Here is an 18,362-nt window from a genome sequence, read left to right on the forward strand (position 1 = left end):
AAGGCAGTGCATGAGCAGCAACGAGACGCCCCGCGGCCCCGTCGACTCCTCCCGGATCCCGCGTTACGCCGGACCCGCGACCTTCGCCCGGCTCCCGCGCCTGGACGAGGTCACCGCCGCCGACGTCGCCGTCGTGGGCGTGCCGTTCGACTCGGGCGTCTCCTACCGCCCCGGCGCCCGCTTCGGCGGCAACGCCATCCGCGAGGCATCCCGCCTGCTGCGCCCCTACAACCCGGCGCAGGACGCCTCCCCCTTCGCCCTCGCCCAGGTCGCGGACGGCGGCGACATAGCCGTCAACCCGTTCAACATCAACGAGGCCGTCGAGACGATCGAGGCCGCCGCGGACGACCTCCTCGGCACCGGCGCCCGCCTGATGACACTGGGCGGCGACCACACCATCGCCCTGCCGCTGCTGCGCTCGGTCGCCCGGAAGCACGGCCCGGTCGCCCTGCTCCACTTCGACGCCCACCTGGACACCTGGGACACCTACTTCGGTGCCGAGTACACCCACGGCACGCCCTTCCGGCGCGCGGTGGAGGAGGGCATCCTCGACACCTCCGCGCTCTCCCACGTCGGCACCCGCGGCCCGCTGTACGGCAAGAAGGACCTCACCGACGACGAGAAGATGGGCTTCGGCATCGTCACCTCCGCCGACGTCTACCGCCGCGGCGCCGACGAGGTCGCCGACCAGCTCCGCCAGCGCATCGGCGACCGCCCGCTGTACATCTCCATCGACATCGACTGCCTGGACCCCGCCCACGCCCCCGGCACCGGCACCCCCGAGGCCGGCGGCATGACCTCCCGCGAGCTGCTGGAGATCCTGCGCGGCCTGGCGTCCTGCAACCTGGTGTCGGCCGACGTCGTCGAGGTCGCCCCGGCCTACGACCACGCGGAGATCACCTCCGTCGCCGCGTCCCACACCGCGTACGAACTGACCACCATCATGTCCCGCCAGATCGCAGAGGCCCGCGCGAAGTGACCCACGACCACGACCTGGTACTCCGTCCGACCGCCGCCCAGACGGAGGCCGCACTGAATCCTCCCCCCGGCCGCAACGGCGGAGACCTCGTCGTGGAGACCCTGGCCGGGCTCGGCGCGACCACCGTCTTCGGCCTGCCCGGCCAGCACGCCCTCGGCATGTTCGACGCCCTGCGCCGCTCCGACCTGCGCTACATCGGCCTGCGGGTGGAGAACAACGCCGGTTTCGCCGCCGACGCCTACGGCCGTGTCACCGGCGAGGCCGCCCCGCTGCTCCTGTCGACCGGCCCGGGAGCCCTCACCTCGCTGGCCGCGCTCCAGGAGGCGCGGGCGGCCTCCGCGCCCGTCCTGGCGATCGGCAGCCAGGTCCCGACGGCCGGCCTCGGCGGCGGACGCCACGGCTACCTGCACGAACTCCCCGACCAGGCGGCGTCCTTCCGCGGCGTGGTGAAGTCCGTCCACACCGTGCGCACCCAGTCCCAGATCCCCTCCGCGATCGCCGAGGCCTGGACGTCGGCGCTGACCGTCCCGCACGGCCCGGTGTGGGTGGAGATCCCGCAGGACGTGCTCCTGGCCGAGACGCCGATCCCGGTCGTGACCGGCGGCGACACCTTCCCCGAGGAACTCCCCCCGCGCCCCGAACTGACGGCGGTCGCCGCCGACCTGCTGACCCGCGCCGAGCGCCCCGCGATCATCGCGGGCGGGGGAGTGGTCCGGGCGGACGCCTCGAAGAAGCTCCGGCAGCTCGCGGAACGCCTCCAGGCCCCCGTCGTCACCACCTTCGGCGGCAAGGGCGCGTTCCCCTGGACGCACCCCCTCTCCCTCCAGTCCTGGCTGGAGGACCGCCACACCACGGACTTCCTGGAGGACGCGGACGTCCTGCTCGTCGTCGGCTCGGGCCTCGGCGAACTCTCCTCGAACTACCACACGTTCGCGCCGCGCGGCCGGGTGATCCAGATCGAGGCGGACCTCGGCAAGCTGGAGTCCAACCACCCCGCCCTCGGCATCCACGCCGACGCCCGCCTCGCCCTCCAGGCGCTGCTGGAGACGGTGGACGAGCGCACCGATGCCACCGCCCCCGCACGCGTGCGGGACGTACTGGACCGGGTCCGCGAACGCATCGCGTCCCAGGAACTCACCCTGGAGCAGGACGTGCTGGCCGCCGTCCGCAGGGCCCTCCCGTCCGACGCCCCGTCCTTCTGGGACATGACGATCCTGGCCTACTGGGCGTGGTCGGCCTTCGACGCCAAGGCCCCGAACACCATGCACTCCGCCCAGGGCGCCGGCGGCCTCGGATACGGCTTCCCGGCGGCCCTGGGAGCCGCGGCGGCCGACCCCACCCGCCCGGTGCTGGCGGTCTCCGGCGACGGCGGCGCCCTGTACTCCATCGCCGAACTGGCCACCGCCCGCCAGTACGACCTGAACGTCACCTGGCTGATCGTCGACGACGGCGGTTACGGCATCCTGCGCGAGTACATGACCGACGCCTTCGGCGAGCCGACGGCGACGGAGCTGACCCGCCCGGACTACGTGGCCCTCGCCGAGTCCTTCGGCGTGCCGGGCGTACGGACGTCCCCGCAGACCCTGGAGGCCGACCTCGCGAAGGCCCTGGCCGCACCGGGGCCGTCGGTGGTGGTCCTCCCGGCCGTGCTGAGGATGTTCGCGCCGACGCACCTGGGCTGACGGCGCGTCACGGGAGTCGTCCGAGAGCCGCGCGGGGTCTGTGACAGTGCTGTGACGCGGAGCGCATGCTTCCACCGGGGGGCGATTTATAGCTTCAAGGGGTCACGTCGACCGGAAAGGTGACCCTTCCTTGCACAAGTCCGTTGCGTCCACTTTTGTTGCTCCGTCCTCCTTCTCCCTCCGCCGGCGCGTGCTGCGCGGAGCCGTCGGCGCCGTCGCGGTGACCGGCGTGGTCCTGACCTCCGCGATGACCGCCGTCGCCGACTCCTCTCCCACCCCGACCCCGACGCCCTCGGTCACGGACGGCGGCTCGCCCGGCCAGGGCCCGGTCACCCCCGTGACCTCGCCGGCCCCGACGCCCTCGGTGACCGACGGCGGTTCCGACGGTCAGGGCCCGGTGACGCCCGTCAACTCCCCGGCCCCGAAGCCCTCCGTCACCGACGGCGGTTCGGACGGTCAGGGTCCGGTGACCCCGGTGCGCTGTGTGGTGACCAAGCGCCAGAACATAGGTGCCGGCACCGCCGCGCTCCTGACGATCGCCCCGTCCGGGCCGTCCGTCCTCTTCCAGGCCTCCGGCGAGGACGGCTACCTCCCGGGCCTGTCGCTGGACCGCACGCATCCGAAGCTGCCCGCGAGCGCCGGTTTCCTCGCCGAGATCCTGGGGCCCGACAGCAGGCACCCGCGGCTGCGGACGAACATGGAGGGCGGCGGCCACCCGGCGTCGGTCACCTCGTTCCCGGCTCTGCCGAAGGGGTGCGCCTTCACCTACCGGACCGACGGCTCGGGCACCTCGGGGCGGAGCGGTGGCGTTCAGACGTCCGTCGTGCCCAAGGGAGGCGTCGCGGCCGGTTACGAGGCGGCGGACGGCGACGGCTCGTCGCTCGTGGCGGTCGGCGGAGCGGCCGCGGCCGCCGGTGCCGCCGGTCTCGGCTTCGTCGCACTGCGCCGCCGCCGGTCGTCCGTCACCCGCTGAAGCCGGACAGCACACCACGCCCTGGTCCGGTCCGCCGGACCAGGGCCCGCAAGGAGAACCGACCATGCGCCTGACCGCCGGATGCCGAGCGGCCGCGGCCCTGCTCGCCCTGCCCCTCGCCGCCGTACTCACCGGCTGCGGGGCGGACGGGCCCGGGGCCACGCCGGCCCCCAACCTCAGACCCTTCGCCACCGCGACGACCGTCACCACCGCACCGAGCGGGACGACCGCCCCGGACCCGCTGCCGGCGTCCGTGCCGGTACGCGTCTCCGTCCCCGCTGCCGGGGTCGACACCGGTCCCCTGCTCCGCCTCGGCCTGAACGACGACGGCACCATCGAGGTGCCCTCCGTGGCCCGGGCCGACCGCATCGGCTGGTACGAGAACGGCGTCACGCCCGGTGAGGTCGGGCCGGCCGTCCTCGTGGGCCACTTCGACACGGTGAACGGTCCGGCGGTCATGCGGAACGTCGGGAGGATCGAGCCCGGCGACCCGATCACCGTCACCCGCGAGGACGGCACCCGCGCGGTCTTCGCGGTCACCGCGCTGGAGCAGGTCGACAAGGACGCGTTCCCCACCGACAAGGTCTACGGCAGGACCGACCGTCCCGAACTGCGCCTGATCACCTGCGGCGGCGAGATCACGCACGGCCACCGTCCGGACAACGTCATCGTGTACGCCGCCCTCGTGGGCTGACCGCAAGAGGCCCGGCCGCCTACCAGATCGACTCCACCCACTCCGGGTGGTCGATGAACGGGTTGCGGTTGTGCTGGTAGTCGTCGTAGACGACCTGGTTGCGGTGCTCCTCGAAGGCGTCCGGCGGGTCCTCGTCGTTCCAGGTCTTCAGCACCGAGAGCTTGCCGATGTACGGGTTGCTGCCGTTGCCGACCTGGCCGTTGACCTCCAGGTCGGGGAAGCCGTCGCCGCCCTCGTAGCGGACCGCCATGTAGAAGATCATGCGGGCCACGTCGCCCTTGACGGCGTCGCGGGGTTCGAAGGAGTCGGAGTCGGTGAGGCTGCCGCCGCCCCCGCTGACCGCGCTGCCGCCGTCGTCGAAGTCCTTGTTGCCCCGGGCGCTGTTGACCCCCACGTCCGAGGGGCGCAGGTGGTGCAGGTCGGTGCCGGGGCCGGTGGAGGTGCCGAAGTCGCCGTGGGACTTGGCCCACACGTGCTCACGGTTCCAGTCGCCGCTGTCGCCGCCGTTGAGCGACTTGCTGCGGGAGACGCCCGAGTAGAGCAGGATCACGTTGCCGCTGTTGCCCGGGTCCTCGTCGGTGGCCTTGAGCGCGTCCCAGACCGCCGCGTACGAGACCTTCGTCTGGTCGCTGATGATCGTGTGGAGGGACGACTTGAGGCTCGTGCCCGTCTTGCCGATCGCGTCCTTGTAGTACGTCGCGTCGTAGTCCGTGTTCGTCGCCGTGGTCGCCGTGGCCGGGCTCGCCGTCAGGCCGGGGGTGGCGAGCACGGCGAGTACGGCCGCGGCGAGAGCCGCCGCTTTCCGGCGGCGGGTGCGTATCGCGAGCATGTGGGGTGTCCGATCTACGCGTGTGGAGTCGTGCGGTAGATCGAGCGTGACATGGACATGTAGGAGGTGGGGTGTACGGAGCGTGGCGATTGCGTGACGGTGGCCGTATACGCCGGTTCGGCCCGGAACAGGCGCAGCCGTACGACCCGGCCGCCCCACCCCGCCCGGCGCCGATCACCCGGCCGATTGTTACGGCGGGATGAAATCCCCGCTCGCCCGTGTTGGTGCCTTCCGGTAGATCAGGTGAGCAGGAACGACCGACCGGAGGGCACGGCGTGGACGCGCAACGGGGCTGGGTGCGACGACTGGCGGGGTACGCCTGGCGGTATCCCAAGGACGTCGTACTGGCCCTGGGGTCCTCACTGGGCGGAATGGCCGTCATGGCCTTCGTCCCGCTGATCACCAAGGTGATCATCGACGACGTGATCGGCGACAAGACCAGGGACATGGCCGTGTGGGCCGGCCTCCTGATCGGCGCCGCGCTCGCCGTGTACGGCCTGACCTACGTGCGCCGCTACTACGGCGGCCGGCTCGCCCTCGACGTCCAGCACGACCTGCGCACCGACATGTACGGGACGATCACCCGGCTGGACGGCAGACGGCAGGACCAGCTGTCCACGGGGCAGGTGATCGGGCGGGCCACCAGCGACCTCCAACTGATCCAGGGCCTGCTGTTCATGCTCCCGATGACCATCGGGAACGTCCTGCTCTTCCTGATCTCCCTCGTGATCATGGCGTGGCTCTCCCTGCCGCTCACCCTGGTCGCGCTGGCCGTCGCGCCCGCGCTCTGGTTCATCGCCCGCCGCAGCCGCACCCGGCTGCACCCCGCCACCTGGTACGCGCAGGCCCAGGCCGCCGCCGTCGCCGGGGTGGTCGACGGCTCGGTGAGCGGCGTACGCGTGGTCAAGGGCTTCGGGCAGGAGGAGCAGGAGACCGGGAAGCTCCGGGAGGTCGGGCGCAGGCTCTTCGCCGGACGGCTGCGCACCATCAGGCTGAACGCCACCTACACCCCGGCCCTCCAGGCGGTCCCCGCGCTCGGGCAGGTCGCCATGCTCGCCCTCGGCGGCTGGCTGGCGGTACGCGGACACATCACCCTCGGCACCTTCGTCGCCTTCTCCACCTACCTCGCCCAGCTCGTCGGTCCCGTCCGCATGCTGGCCATGGTGCTCACCGTCGGCCAGCAGGCCCGCGCGGGCACCGAGCGGGTCCTGGAGCTGATCGACACCGAGCCGGCCATCGAGGACGGCACGAAGACGCTGCCGGCCGACGCGCCCGCGACCGTCGAGTTCGACGACGTCGCCTTCGGCTACGACACGGGCGACGGGGAGCCGAGGCCGGTCCTCGACGGGCTCTCCTTCGAGATCCGCGCCGGTGAGACCCTCGCCGTCGTCGGCTCCTCCGGGTCCGGCAAGTCCACCGTCTCGCTGCTCCTGCCACGCTTCTACGACGTGACGCGCGGCGCCGTCCTCGTCGGCGGCCACGACGTGCGCGAGCTGACCCTCGACTCGCTGCGGGCCGCCGTGGGGCTGGTGCCCGAGGACTCCTTCCTCTTCTCCGACACGGTCCGCGCCAACATCGCCTACGGCCGCCCGGACGCCACCGACGAGGAGATCGAGGCCGCCGCGCGGGCCGCGCAGGCGCACGGGTTCATCACCGAGCTGCCCGAGGGCTACGGCACGACCGTCGGCGAGCACGGGCTGACCCTCTCCGGCGGCCAGCGCCAGCGCGTCGCGCTCGCCCGGGCGATCCTCACCGACCCCCGGCTGCTCGTCCTCGACGACGCCACCTCCGCCGTGGACGCCCGCGTGGAGCACGAGATCCACGAGGCGCTGAAGCAGGTCATGCGGGGCCGCACCACGCTCCTCATCGCCCACCGCCGCTCCACCCTCGGCCTCGCCGACCGCATCGCCGTCCTCGACCGGGGCCGGCTCGCCGACCTCGGCACCCACGAGGAGCTCCAGGAGCGGTCCGCCCTCTACCGCCGCCTGCTCACCGACCCCGACGAGCTGGGCGCCGTCTCGCCCGGCCACACGCGCCCCGCCGAGAAGGCGGAGGACACCTCCGTACGGGACGAGCTGGACGCCGAGTTCGACGCCGAGCGCGGCGTCACGCCCCGGCTGTGGACCGGCGACCGCGCGCCCAAGGACACGGCGCTCGCCGGCACCCCGGCCACCCCGGAGCTGCTCGCCCAGGTCGACGCGCTGCCCCCGGCCGACGGCACCCCGGACATCGACGAGGCGCAGGCGGTGCGGCCCGAGTCGTCCTACGGCCTGCGGCGCCTGCTGCGCGGCTTCCGCACCCCGCTGCTGATCAGCCTCGCCCTGGTGGCCGTGGACGCGGGCATGGGCCTGCTGCTGCCGGTGCTGATCCGCAACGGCATCGACGACGGCGTCACCCAGGTGGCCCTCGGCGCGGTGTGGGCGTCCTCGCTGCTCGGACTGCTCGCCGTCCTCGCCCAGTGGGGGGCGCAGACCGGTGAGATCCGCATGACCGGACGGACCGGCGAGCGGATCCTGTACTCGCTGCGGCTGAAGATCTTCGCCCAGCTCCAGCGGCTCGGCCTCGACTACTACGAACGCGAACTGACCGGCCGGATCATGACCCGGATGACGACGGACGTGGACGCGCTGTCGACGTTCCTGCAGACGGGACTCGTCACCGCCTTCGTCTCGGTCGTCACCTTCTTCGGCATCATGGTCGCCCTGCTGGTGATCGACGTGCAGCTCGCCCTGATCGTCTTCGCGACGCTGCCGCCGCTGATCATCGCCACGTACTTCTTCCGCAAGGCGAGCGTCAAGGCGTACGAGCTGGCCCGCGAGCGGGTGTCCACGGTCAACGCCGACCTCCAGGAGTCGGTGGCGGGCCTGCGGATCGTGCAGGCCTTCCGGCGCGAGCACGACGGCGGGCGCCGGTTCGCCGAGCGCAGCGACAGCTACCGGCAGGCCCGCATCCGCGGACAGTGGCTGATCTCGATCTACTTCCCGTTCGTGCAGCTGCTGTCCTCGGCGGCCGCCGCGGCCGTGCTGGTCGTGGGCGGCGGGCGGATCGACGAAGCCACGCTGACGACCGGCGCGCTGGTGGCGTACCTGCTCTACATCGACCTGTTCTTCGCGCCGGTCCAGCAGCTCTCCCAGGTCTTCGACGGCTACCAGCAGGCGTCCGTCTCACTGGGCCGCATCCAGGAACTGCTGCGGGAGCCGACCTCGACCCGCGCCGCCGAGAAGCCGTCCGAGGTGACCTCGCTGCGCGGCGAGATCGCCTTCGAGGACGTGCACTTCGGCTACGGCGGCGAGGACGCCGCGGAGGCGGCGCTGAGCGGCATCGACCTGCGCATCCCGGCCGGGCAGACCGTCGCCTTCGTCGGTGAGACCGGCGCGGGCAAGTCGACCCTGGTGAAGCTGGTGGCCCGGTTCTACGACCCGACCGGTGGCCGGGTCACCGTCGACGGGCAGGACCTGCGCGCCCTCGACCTCACCTCCTACCGGCACCGGCTCGGCGTCGTCCCGCAGGAGGCGTACCTCTTCCCCGGCACGGTCCGGGACGCCATCGCCTACGGCCGGCCGGACGCCACCGACGCCGAGGTGGAGGCGGCGGCGCGGGCGGTCGGCGCGCACGAGATGATCGCCACGCTCGCCGGAGGCTACCTCCACGAGGTCGCCGAGCGGGGCCGCAACCTCTCCGCGGGCCAGCGGCAGCTGATCGCGCTGGCCCGGGCCGAGCTGGTCGACCCGGACGTGCTGCTCCTCGACGAGGCGACGGCGGCCCTGGACCTGGCCACCGAGGCACAGGTCAACCAGGCCACCGACCGCGTCGCGGGCCGCCGCACGACGCTCGTGGTCGCGCACCGGCTCACCACGGCCGCCCGCGCGGACCGGGTCGTCGTCATGGACGGCGGACGGGTCGCGGAGGACGGCACGCACGACGAACTGCTGGCCCTGGACGGGCGGTACGCGCGGCTGTGGCGGACCTTCGTCGGCGCCCCCGAGCCGGAGGAGCCGGTCGGCGCGGCGCGCTGAGCCCGCCGTTCGCGCAACCATTCGACACCGGCCGTGCGTCCGTACCTGCGTACGTCGTCGGTGATCGCCCTACGGAGGGGGACCGCAGTGGGCCGGGCCGGTGCCGCAACCCGCCGTCGGCTGGCGCTCGGCACGGCCGTGCTGAGCGCGGCCGCGCTGCTCGGCGTCGCGCTGCCGCAGGAGGCGCGGGCCGCCACGGGATGCCCGGGCCGGGCGGTGCGCACGCTGCACTTCGCCACCGGTTCCGTCCTCGTCCACAAGCGCGGCGGCTACGTGTGCGCCGTCACCGTCCCCCGGAAGCCCGGTGCGAAGCGGCAGATGTCGGTCGGCGTACGGGCGCGGGGCGGCCGGGCCGTCGTGGACTCGGGCCGGTTCGCCCGGCTGGCCGGGCCGGTGACCGTGCACGCCGGGAAGCGCTGTGTGTGGGTGACCGGCAAGGTGTCCGGGAGCGCGGTCAGTTCCGGCTGGATCCTCTGCTGACCCTGGTGTTCGCGGGACCGGCTCCGATAGCTTCCGGCGAACATCCGTTTCACAGGGAGGGTGCATGCGCAAGGCGCTCAGATGGCTGCTGGCGCTCGTGGTGCTCATAGGCACCGTCAGCACGGCGGGCGCGGCCACCGCCGCCGAGCCGAAGGCCGTCGACATCAAGGACCGGCTGCTGTCCATACCGGGCATGAGCCTGATCGAGGAGAAGCCGTACACCGGCTACCGCTTCTTCGTCCTCAACTACACCCAGCCGGTGGACCACCGGCATCCGTCCAAGGGCACGTTCCAGCAGCGGATCACCGTGCTGCACAAGGACGTGAACCGGCCGACGGTCTTCTACACCGGTGGCTACAACGTCTCCACGACCCCCAGCCGCCGCGAGCCGACCCAGATCGTGGACGGCAACCAGGTCTCCATGGAGTACCGCTACTTCACCCCGTCCCGGCCCGCCCCGGCCGACTGGTCCAAGCTGGACATCTGGCAGGCCGCCAGCGACCAGCACCGCATCTTCCAGGCACTGAAGCCGCTCTACGCCGAGAACTGGATCTCCACCGGCGGCTCCAAGGGCGGCATGACCGCCACCTACTACGAGCGTTTCTACCCGCGTGACATGGACGGCGTCGTCGCCTACGTCGCCCCCAACGACGTGGTGAACAAGGAGGACTCGGCCTACGACCGCTTCTTCACCCGCGTCGGCACCGAGGAGTGCCGCGACAAGCTGAACGGCGTGCAGCGCGAGGCGCTGGTGCGCCGGGCGCCGCTGGAGAAGAAGTACGCGTCGTACGCGGCCGAGAACGGCTACACCTTCGACACCATCGGCAGCCTCGACCGCGCCTACGAGGCCGTCGTCCTCGACTACGTCTGGGGCTTCTGGCAGTACAGCACCCTCGCCGACTGCGCCGACATCCCGGCCGACGCGAAGAACGCCACCGACGACGCGATCTGGGACTCCGTCGACACCATCTCCGGCTTCTCCGCCTACACCGACCAGGGCCTGGAGACGTACACGCCGTACTACTACCAGGCGGGCACCCAGCTGGGCGCGCCCACGATCCACTTCCCGCACATCGAGAAGAAGTACGTCCGCTACGGCTACCAGCCGCCGCGCAACTTCGTGCCCCGCTCGATCCCGATGAAGTTCGAGCCGTGGGCGATGCGGGACGTCGACACGTGGGTGAAGCACAACGCCCGGCAGATGCTGTTCGTGTACGGCGAGAACGACCCGTGGGGCGCCGAGCGCTTCCGCCTCGGCCACGGCGCGCGGGACAGCTACGTCCTCACCGCGCCCGGCATGAACCACGGCGCGAACGTGGCCGGTCTGGTCCCCGACCAGAAGGCCCTCGCCACCGCCCGCATCCTGGACTGGGCGGGCGTCGCACCCGCCAAGGTCCAGGAGAACCCGTCGGCGGCCAGGCCGCTGGCGGCGTTCGACGCGAGGCTGGACAAGCGGGACGTCGAGCGCGAGCCGGCGCTGCGCCCGTGACGCCCCCCGCCGGGGCGTGACGACGGTGCCCGGCCGCTCGCAGCGGCCGGGCACCCTCGCCTCCCCGCCCGGCGGGCGGCCGTGACCGGCTACGACCGGTAGGTCAGCCCGTGCCCCAGCGGGAAGAGCACCGTCTCCGGATCGTCCGCGCGCACCACCGGCACCGGCAGCTTCCCGCGCGGCCGCACCCGCCCGGCGATCACCCGGGCCGCCGCCCGCACCTCCACGTCGGTCCAGGAGTACGCGGCGAGTACGGCGGGGACGCCCGGGAGCTGGGCCACGTCGTACGGATTGCGGACGGCGACCGCGACGACCGGTTTCCCGGTCTCCGACAGCCGCGTGACCAGGGTGCGCTGGCTGCTGCCCGCGGTCACGTTGTACGTGGCGACGACCACCGCGTCGGCGTCCCCGGCCGCCGCGACGGCGCGGTCGACGACGGCGGCGGAGGGCGCGGTCCCGGTGGACAGGGCGGTGACCGTGAAGCCCAGTTCCGTCAACGCCTGCGCGAGGACTCCGGTGGGCGGCCCGGTCGTGCCCGACGGCGAGGCCGGATCGGCGCCCACGACCAGCAGCCTGGGGTGCCTGCGGCGTGAAAGCGGCAGCAGCGGGCCCTCGTTGACCAGCAGCGTGGTGGACCGCTCGGCGATCCGGTCGGCCGCGGCCAGGTGCGCCCGGGTGCCGACGGTCCGGTCCACGTCCCGGCGCGTGGTGTACGCGTCCCGGAACAGCCCCAGCTTGGCCTTCAGCCGCAGCACGCGCAGGATCGATTCGTCGAGCCGCGCCTCGGTGAGTTCGCCCTCCCGTACGGCCGTCAGGACGGCGTTCCAGGCGAGCGGCAGGTCGGGCGGGTTGAGCAGCTGGTCCACGCCCGCCTTCAGCGCCAGCACCGGCACCCGCTCGTCACCGTACTTCGTCCGTACGCCCTCCATGCCGAGGGAGTCGGTGACCACCACCCCGTCGTAGCCCAGCTCCTCGCGCAGGATGCCGGTGAGGATGGGACGGGACAGCGTCGCCGGGTCGCCGGAGTCGTCGAGCGCGGGCACCATCAGGTGGGCGGTCATGATGGCGTCGATGCCCGCCTCGATCGCGGCGCGGAAGGGCGGTGCGTCCAGCTCCTCCCACTGCTCGCGGGTGTGCGTGATGACCGGGAAGCCGGTGTGGCTGTCGGTGGCGGTGTCGCCGTGCCCCGGGAAGTGCTTGGCGCAGGCGGCGACCCCCGAGCGCTGGTACCCCGTCACCTCGGCGGCCACCAGCTCCGCCACCGCCTCCGGATCGGCGCCGAAGGACCGCACGCCGATCACCGGGTTGGCCGGGTTCACGTTCACGTCGGCGTCGGGGGCGTAGTCCTGACGGATGCCCAGCGCGCGCAGCTCGGCACCCGCGATCCGGCCGAGGGTGCGGGCGTCGGAGCGCGACCCGCTCGCCCCGACGGCCATCGCGCCCGGGAAGAGGGTGGCGGGAGCGCCCACGCGGGCCACTATCCCGTGCTCCTGGTCCGTGGAGATCAGCACCGGGAGGCCGCGCGGCTGCTCCAGGGACGCCTTCTGGATGCCGTTGGACAGGTCGGCGATCTGCTGCGGGTCGCGGGTGTTGTGCGCCCACGCGAAGTAGATGATGCCGCCGACCCGGTACCGGGCGATCAGCTCGGCCGCGGTGCGGACGCCGATCTCCTCCAGGTTGGCGTCGATGTCCGCCTGGTCGGGATCGGTCGCGGAGTGGCCGTAGACCCGCATGACGAAGAGCTGACCGACCTTCTCCTCCAGCGTCATCCGGGAGATGAGGCCGCGGAGCTTGTCGTCGTCGGGCCTGCGGGCGTCGGCGTACGCCGTGCCGCCCCCGGCCGCGAGAGCCGCGGTGACGACCGCGGTGGCGGTGAGGACGGTACGTCTGGAGGGCTGTGCGGTGCTTCCCGTGCCGGCCGTGCTGCTGTGGTGCACGTGCGCTCCTTCCGGAGGGCTGCTGAAGGAAACTGCCAAGGAGTCACCAATATCCGGGAAGTTTTCGCCAGTCAAGGGACCGCACACGAGTCGCCCGGGCGGCGGACGTGCCCCGGCGGCGCGGCCGAGCCCTTGGAAAGACGCCCGCCCGTCCCGTCCCGCCCGGACCGGGCCAGGGCCGGCGGGCCAGGACGTGGGTCAGGCGGAGTCCACGGCCACGGCCACGGCCGCGGTCCCGGGCGCCGGGGTGCCGTGGGCCGAGGCGTCCGGCCAGCGGGCCCGCAGCGTGCGGACCGTCTCCGCGATCGCCGGGCGGCGCGCCGCGCCCGTGCGCCACAGCGCGTACAGCCGCCGTACCGGCATCGGGTCGAGCGGCACCTCCACCACCCCCGCCGGCAGCGGGCCACGCCCCAGCCGGGGGATGAGGGCGATGCCGAGACCGGCCGCGACCAGCGCGACGAGCGTCGGGTTCTCGTCCGCCTGGTGCACGATGTCCGGCTCGTGACCGGCACCCCGCAGCGTCCGCAGCAGCCAGTCGTGGCACACCCGCCCGGGCGGCTGGCAGATCCACCGCTCCCCGCCCAGCTCCGCCCGCTTCACGGCGGTCCTCCCCGCGAGGCGGTGGCCCTCGGGGACCAGCAGGTCGCACAGGTCCTCGCCGATCGGCGCCTGCTCGACCCCGGCCGGCGCCGGCAGCGGGGCGATGTCCCAGTCGTGCGCCACCACCAGGTCGACGGCACCCTTGGCCACCAGGTCCACGGACAGGTGCGGGTCGACCTCGGTGAGCCGCGCGTCGAGCGCGGGGTGGCGCACCGCCAGGTCGGCCAGGACGGACGGCAGCAGGCCGCGCGCGGCCGACGCGAACGCGGCGATGGTCAGCCGCCCCGAGGGCACCCCGCGCCGCTCCTCCAGCCGGGTCTCCGCCCGCTCCACGAGGGCCAGCAGCTCCCTCGCCGTGTCGACCAGGTGCCAGGCGTCGTCGGTGAGCCGCACGCCGCGGCCCTCCCGTTCCAGGAGCACCGTCCTGGTCTCCCGCTCCAGCTTGGCGATCTGCTGCGACACGGCGGACGGGGTGAAACCGAGCGCCGCCGCGGCCGCGCCGACCGTCCCGTGCACGGACACGGCGTGCAGGGCACGCAGACGCTGGAGGTCGAGCATGGCGGCTCCCGGTGACGGACGAGGAAAGGACAGCGCTGCTTCATCCAACCATGCAGCAATCATCGCTGGTGCTACACGGTCCGCCGGGTCGATCCTCGACGCATGCGACCTTCCCACCTCGTCCTCGCCGTGCTCGTCGCCGCCGTGTGGGGCGTGAACTTCACGGTCATCGAGATCGGCCTCGACCACTTCCCGCCGCTCCTCTTCTCCGCCCTGCGCTTCCTGGCCGCCGCGCTGCCCGCCGTCTTCCTGGTGGGCCGCCCGAAGGTGGCCTGGAAGTGGATCGTGGCGGTGGGACTGGTCCTGGGCGTGGCCAAGTTCGGCCTGGTCTTCGTGGGCATGGACGCGGGCATGCCGGCCGGGCTGTCCTCCCTCGTCCTGCAGATCCAGGCGGTGTTCACCGCGGTGATCGCCGCCGCGGTACTGCGCGAACGGCCCTCCCGCGTCCAGGTGCTGGGCATGCTGGTCGCGCTGTCCGGCATCGCGGTGGCGGCGGTCGACGAGGGCACCTCGGGCCCGCTGGGCGCCTTCCTGATGGTGATCGGCGCGGCGGCGGCGTGGGGTGTGTCCAACGTCCTGACGCGCAAGGCGTCCCCGCCCGACGCCCTGAACTTCATGGTGTGGGTCTCCACGGTCCCCGTGCTGCCCCTGCTGGCCCTCTCCCTGCTCACCGAGGGTCCCGGCGAGGACCTCGCGGCGCTGCGCGCCCTGGACTGGCAGGGGGCGGGCACCATCCTGTTCGTCGCCTGGGTCTCGACCGTCTTCGGCTTCGGCGCCTGGGGCTGGCTGCTGCGCCGTCACCCCGCCTCGACGGTGGCCCCGTTCTCGCTCCTGGTCCCGGTCTTCGGCATGTCGTCGGCGGCCCTCTTCCTGGGCGAGGCGGTGACCCCGCTGCGCTGGTGCGCCGCGGCCCTGCTGGTGGGCGGGGTGGCCCTGACCACGCTCACCCCTGCCCGCAGGCGGCGGCGGGGGACGACCGTCCGCATCTCCCCGGAATTCGCTGGACGCCTCCCCGCCCCGGCTGAAGAATCCGTCCGGTGACCTTCACACTGAACGCCCCGGTCCTCGAAGGCATACGGGTGCGACTGGAGCCGCTGGGGCATCAGCACGCGGCCGACCTCGAGGCGGCGGCGCAGGAGGACCGCGCCACCTACGCGTTCACGTGGGTCCCGGAGGCCGGCGAGGTCGGCGCCTACATCGACGCCCAGCTGGCCAGGGCGGCCACCGGACGGCTGGCGCCCTACGCGCAGGTCAACCTCGCCACCGGCCGCGCCGTGGGCGCCACCTCCTACTGGGAACCCCGCTCCTGGCTCACCGACGACGCGCTCGACGCCGTCGAGGTCGGCTTCACCTGGCTGGCCCGCTCCGCGCAGGGCACGGGCATGAACGCCGAGGCCAAGCTCCTCCTGTTCCGCCACGCCTTCGAGGTCTGGAGCGTGTCCCGCGTCGACCTCAAGACCGACGCCCGCAACCGGCGCTCCCGCGCCGCGATCGAGAAGGCCGGTGCCCGCTTCGAGGGCGTCCTGCGCAACTGGTCCCGCTCCTCCGTGCCGGGGGAGGAGGGCAGGCTGCGCGACTCCGCGATCTACTCGATCACGTCGGCCGAGTGGCCGCGGTGCCGGGAGCGGCTGGAGAGCCGGGTGCGCTCGGGAGCGGCGCCGCCGGTGTCTACGCCGCGTCGCTGAGCAGCCGGGCGAGGTGCTCGCGTCCCTGCGCGAGCAGGTCGGGGAGCGGCGCGGCGTCCTCGTACCACCGCTTCTCGTACTCCCAGCACAGCCAGCCGTCCCAGCCGTGCCGGGACAGCACGTCCACCACCTCGGTGAGCGGCAGCACCCCGGCGCCCAGGGCCAGCGGCGTGGTGTCCTCGGCGGAGGCGATGTCCTTGACCTGCACGTAGCCCAGGTGCGGGGAGAGCGCCGCGTACGACTCCGAGGGCTGCTCCCCGCCCAGCCAGGTGTGCATCACGTCCCACAGGGCGCCGACCTGCCGGTGCCCGACCAGCCCGAGGACGCGCATCGCGTCGGCGCCCGTGCGGTGCGAGTCGTGGGTCTCCAGCAGGATGCGCACGCCGAGTCCGGTGGCGTACTCGGCGGCCGTGCCCAGCCGCCGGGCGGCCACCGCGTCGGCCTCCTCGGCGCTCTGGTCGGTGCCGCCGCCGGGGAAGACCCGTACGTAGGGGGCGCCCAGGTCGTGGGCGAGGTCCAGCAGGCCCCGCACCTCGGCGATCACGGCGTCGTCGTCACCGGGCGCGGCGACCCGCACGTACCCGGCCACACCGAGCGGTTCGACAGCGGCCGCCTTGAACTCGGCGGCCACCGCGGCCCGTTCGTCGGGGCCGAGGCCCGGGTGGACCGGTTCCTCGGGATGGGCGCGCAACTCGACACCGTGGTAACCGTGCGCGGTCGCGAGCCCCAGCACGTCGGCCAGGGGCAGTCCGGGAACACCGAGAGTGGAGAACGCCAGCTTCATGCCCACGGAGCGTACCCGCGATCACCTGTTTTACCTGTCGACGCGAACCGGTGAATCCAGCCCGGTCACCCGGGGACGCAGGCCGTCGCTCCCAGCCCGTCCGCACGGGGGCGCAGGCGACATTCCCAGCCCATCCGCAGACGACGCCGGCCGTCTCTCCCAGACCGTCCGCACGGCGACGCAGGCCGTCTCTCCCAGGCCGTCCGCTCGGGGACGCGGGCTGGCATTCCCAGGCCGTTCGCAGGGGGGCGCAGGCCGGCATTCCCAGCCCGTCCGCAGACGATGCGGGCCGGCATTCCCAGGCCGTTCGCACGGAGACGCAGGCCGTCTCTCCCACCCAGCCCGTCCGCACAGGGGCGCAGGCCGGCATTCCCAGCCCATCCGCAGACGACGCGCGCCGGCATTCCCAGCCATCCGCACGGCGACGCAGGCCGGCACTCCCAGCCCGTCCGGCGTTTGAGGACGAGGCCCGTTCAGGGCCGGAGGGGGGCCTGGGGGCGCAGCCCCCAGAACGGCCACCCCGACGCGGGCCCACCGCGACGACCGACGGCCCGTCTCACCCTCGCGGCCGTCCGGAGGACCCCCGCGGCCGTCCGGAGGACCCCCGCACCAGCAACTCCCCCCGCACCGTGGCGATCCCGCCCGCCGGCGCCTCCTCCCGCCCCATCGCGACCCGCCCCGCCCGCGCCGCCGCCTCCGCCAGCGGCAGCCGCACCGTCGTCAGCGCGGGCACCGCGTCGATGCTGAACGGCAGGTCGTCGAAGCCGGCCACCGACACGTCGTCCGGGATCCGCAGCCCCGCGTCGCGCAGCGCCGCGCACGCGCCCAGCGCGACCGTGTCGTTCGCGGCGACGACCGCGGTCAGCGAGGGGTCCCTGCGCAGCAGCTCCCGCGTGGCCTCGTAGCCCGCCTGCCGGTCGTAGCGGCCGTGGACCGTCCAGCGGGGGTCCTCCTCGATGCCGTGCGCGGCGAGCGCGGTGCGGTGCCCCTCCAGCCGGTGCCGGGTCGTGGTGCGTTCCTCGGGACCCGCGATGTAGCCGAGCCGCCGGTGCCCGAGGCCGATCAGGTGCTCGGTCAGCTCCCGCCCGCCCCCGCGGTTGTCGAAGGTGAGCGCGATCGCCCCGGTGTCCGGCGCTGGCGGCCGCCCGCACAGCACCACCCGGGTCCCGGCCTCCGTGAGCCTGCGCAGCTTCGCCGCCACCGCCGCCTGGTGGGCCTCGTCCTCCATCGCGCCGCCGGTCAGCACCACGGCCGCCGCCCGCTGCCGTTGGAGCAGCGTGAGGTAGGTCAGCTCGCGCTCCGGGGTGCCGCCGGTGTTGCAGACCACGGCGAGTCTCTCGCCGCCCGCTCTGCCGCCGGGACCGCCGATCTCGGACTGGACGGCGCCGGCCATGATGCCGAAGAACGGGTCGGCGATGTCGTTGACGAGGATGCCCACCAGGTCGGAGGTGGCCGCGGCCAGTGCGCTCGCGGGGCCGTTGAGCACGTAGTCCAGTTCGTCGACCGCCTTGAGCACCCGCTCCCGGGTGGACGCGGCCACGGGGTAGTTCCCGTTCAGTACGCGCGACACCGTCGCGGGGGAGACCTGGGCGCGGGCCGCCACGTCCGCCAGTGTCACCGTCATGTCCTCGTCCTCCGCATCGCGCGTGTGAGCCG

14 protein-coding genes are annotated in these 18,362 nt (G+C 73.3%); 9 read left to right on the forward strand and 5 right to left on the reverse strand.

Translation table 11 applies throughout. The features are described from left to right. The first annotated feature begins 10 nt into the window (after nt 1–10). The 4 genes from speB (at nt 11) to EV562_RS06000 (ending at nt 4,328) form a co-directional block, all read left to right on the forward strand. Nucleotides 11–979, forward strand: coding sequence for an agmatinase (speB, locus tag EV562_RS05985; RefSeq protein WP_133885612.1), 969 nt, complete (start codon nt 11–13; stop codon nt 977–979). Then, nucleotides 976–2,661, forward strand: a complete 1,686-nt coding sequence (locus tag EV562_RS05990; protein ID WP_133885613.1) for a thiamine pyrophosphate-binding protein — start codon at nt 976–978, stop codon at nt 2,659–2,661. The genes speB and EV562_RS05990 overlap by 4 nt, the downstream gene beginning before the upstream one ends. 190 nt (nt 2,662–2,851) lie before the next feature. Then, complete coding sequence (locus EV562_RS05995; protein ID WP_133885614.1) at nt 2,852–3,634, forward strand: hypothetical protein; 783 nt, start codon at nt 2,852–2,854, stop codon at nt 3,632–3,634. 64 nt (nt 3,635–3,698) lie between these two features. Continuing rightward, nucleotides 3,699–4,328, forward strand: a complete 630-nt coding sequence (locus tag EV562_RS06000; RefSeq protein ID WP_133885615.1) for a class F sortase — start codon at nt 3,699–3,701, stop codon at nt 4,326–4,328. A 19-nt stretch (nt 4,329–4,347) separates the two neighbouring features. Here the strand turns inward: EV562_RS06000 and EV562_RS06005 are convergent, their stop codons facing one another. Further along, on the reverse strand, nt 4,348–5,157 hold the full coding sequence (locus tag EV562_RS06005) for an endonuclease (protein WP_133885616.1): 810 nt from the start codon (nt 5,155–5,157) through the stop codon (nt 4,348–4,350). A gap of 275 nt (nt 5,158–5,432) precedes the next feature. Here EV562_RS06005 and EV562_RS06010 point away from each other — a divergent pair, with 275 nt between their 5' ends. The 3 genes from EV562_RS06010 to EV562_RS06020 all read left to right on the forward strand — a co-directional run bounded on the left by EV562_RS06010 (nt 5,433) and on the right by EV562_RS06020 (nt 11,142). Then, complete coding sequence (locus EV562_RS06010; protein WP_133885617.1) at nt 5,433–9,173, forward strand: ABC transporter ATP-binding protein; 3,741 nt, start codon at nt 5,433–5,435, stop codon at nt 9,171–9,173. 87 nt (nt 9,174–9,260) lie between these two features. Next, nucleotides 9,261–9,653, forward strand: a complete 393-nt coding sequence (locus EV562_RS06015) for a hypothetical protein (protein WP_133885618.1) — start codon at nt 9,261–9,263, stop codon at nt 9,651–9,653. Nucleotides 9,654–9,717: 64 nt separating this feature from the next. After that, entirely contained in the window at nt 9,718–11,142 is a 1,425-nt protein-coding gene (locus tag EV562_RS06020) for a S28 family serine protease (RefSeq protein WP_133885619.1), read from the forward strand. An 89-nt stretch (nt 11,143–11,231) separates the two neighbouring features. On the opposite strand, the gene EV562_RS06025 is transcribed toward EV562_RS06020, so the two are convergent. Both EV562_RS06025 and EV562_RS06030 read right to left on the reverse strand, forming a co-directional pair. Further along, nucleotides 11,232–13,079 carry a glycoside hydrolase family 3 protein gene (locus EV562_RS06025; RefSeq protein WP_133885620.1) on the reverse strand — a complete coding sequence of 616 codons (1,848 nt, stop codon included), beginning with the start codon at nt 13,077–13,079 and terminating at the stop codon, nt 11,232–11,234. Between the two features lie 198 nt (nt 13,080–13,277). Then, the gene (locus tag EV562_RS06030; protein ID WP_133885621.1) at nt 13,278–14,237 is read right to left on the reverse strand and encodes a LysR family transcriptional regulator; all 960 of its coding nucleotides are present in this window, start codon (nt 14,235–14,237) and stop codon (nt 13,278–13,280) included. 102 nt (nt 14,238–14,339) lie between these two features. On the opposite strand from EV562_RS06030, the gene EV562_RS06035 reads away from it, so the two are divergent. Further along, nucleotides 14,340–15,278, forward strand: coding sequence for an EamA family transporter (locus EV562_RS06035; RefSeq protein WP_133885622.1), 939 nt, complete (start codon nt 14,340–14,342; stop codon nt 15,276–15,278). Then, nucleotides 15,275–15,922: a GNAT family protein gene (locus EV562_RS06040; protein WP_133885623.1), complete on the forward strand. Its 648-nt coding sequence runs from the start codon at nt 15,275–15,277 to the stop codon at nt 15,920–15,922. Before EV562_RS06035 ends, EV562_RS06040 begins: the two co-directional genes overlap by 4 nt. Here the strand turns inward: EV562_RS06040 and EV562_RS06045 are convergent. Together EV562_RS06045 and EV562_RS06050 are read right to left on the reverse strand one after the other, a co-directional pair. Next, entirely contained in the window at nt 15,906–16,706 is an 801-nt protein-coding gene (locus EV562_RS06045) for a sugar phosphate isomerase/epimerase family protein (RefSeq protein ID WP_166661610.1), read from the reverse strand. The two genes, EV562_RS06040 and EV562_RS06045, sit on opposite strands and share 17 nt — an antisense overlap. A gap of 556 nt (nt 16,707–17,262) precedes the next feature. Further along, a complete protein-coding gene (locus tag EV562_RS06050) occupies nt 17,263–18,330 on the reverse strand; it encodes a LacI family DNA-binding transcriptional regulator (protein WP_133885625.1) in 1,068 nt (355 codons plus the stop codon). Nucleotides 18,331–18,362: the final 32 nt, after the last annotated feature.

This window comes from Streptomyces sp. BK208 (assembly GCF_004364245.1).
Lineage (GTDB): Bacteria > Actinomycetota > Actinomycetes > Streptomycetales > Streptomycetaceae > Streptomyces.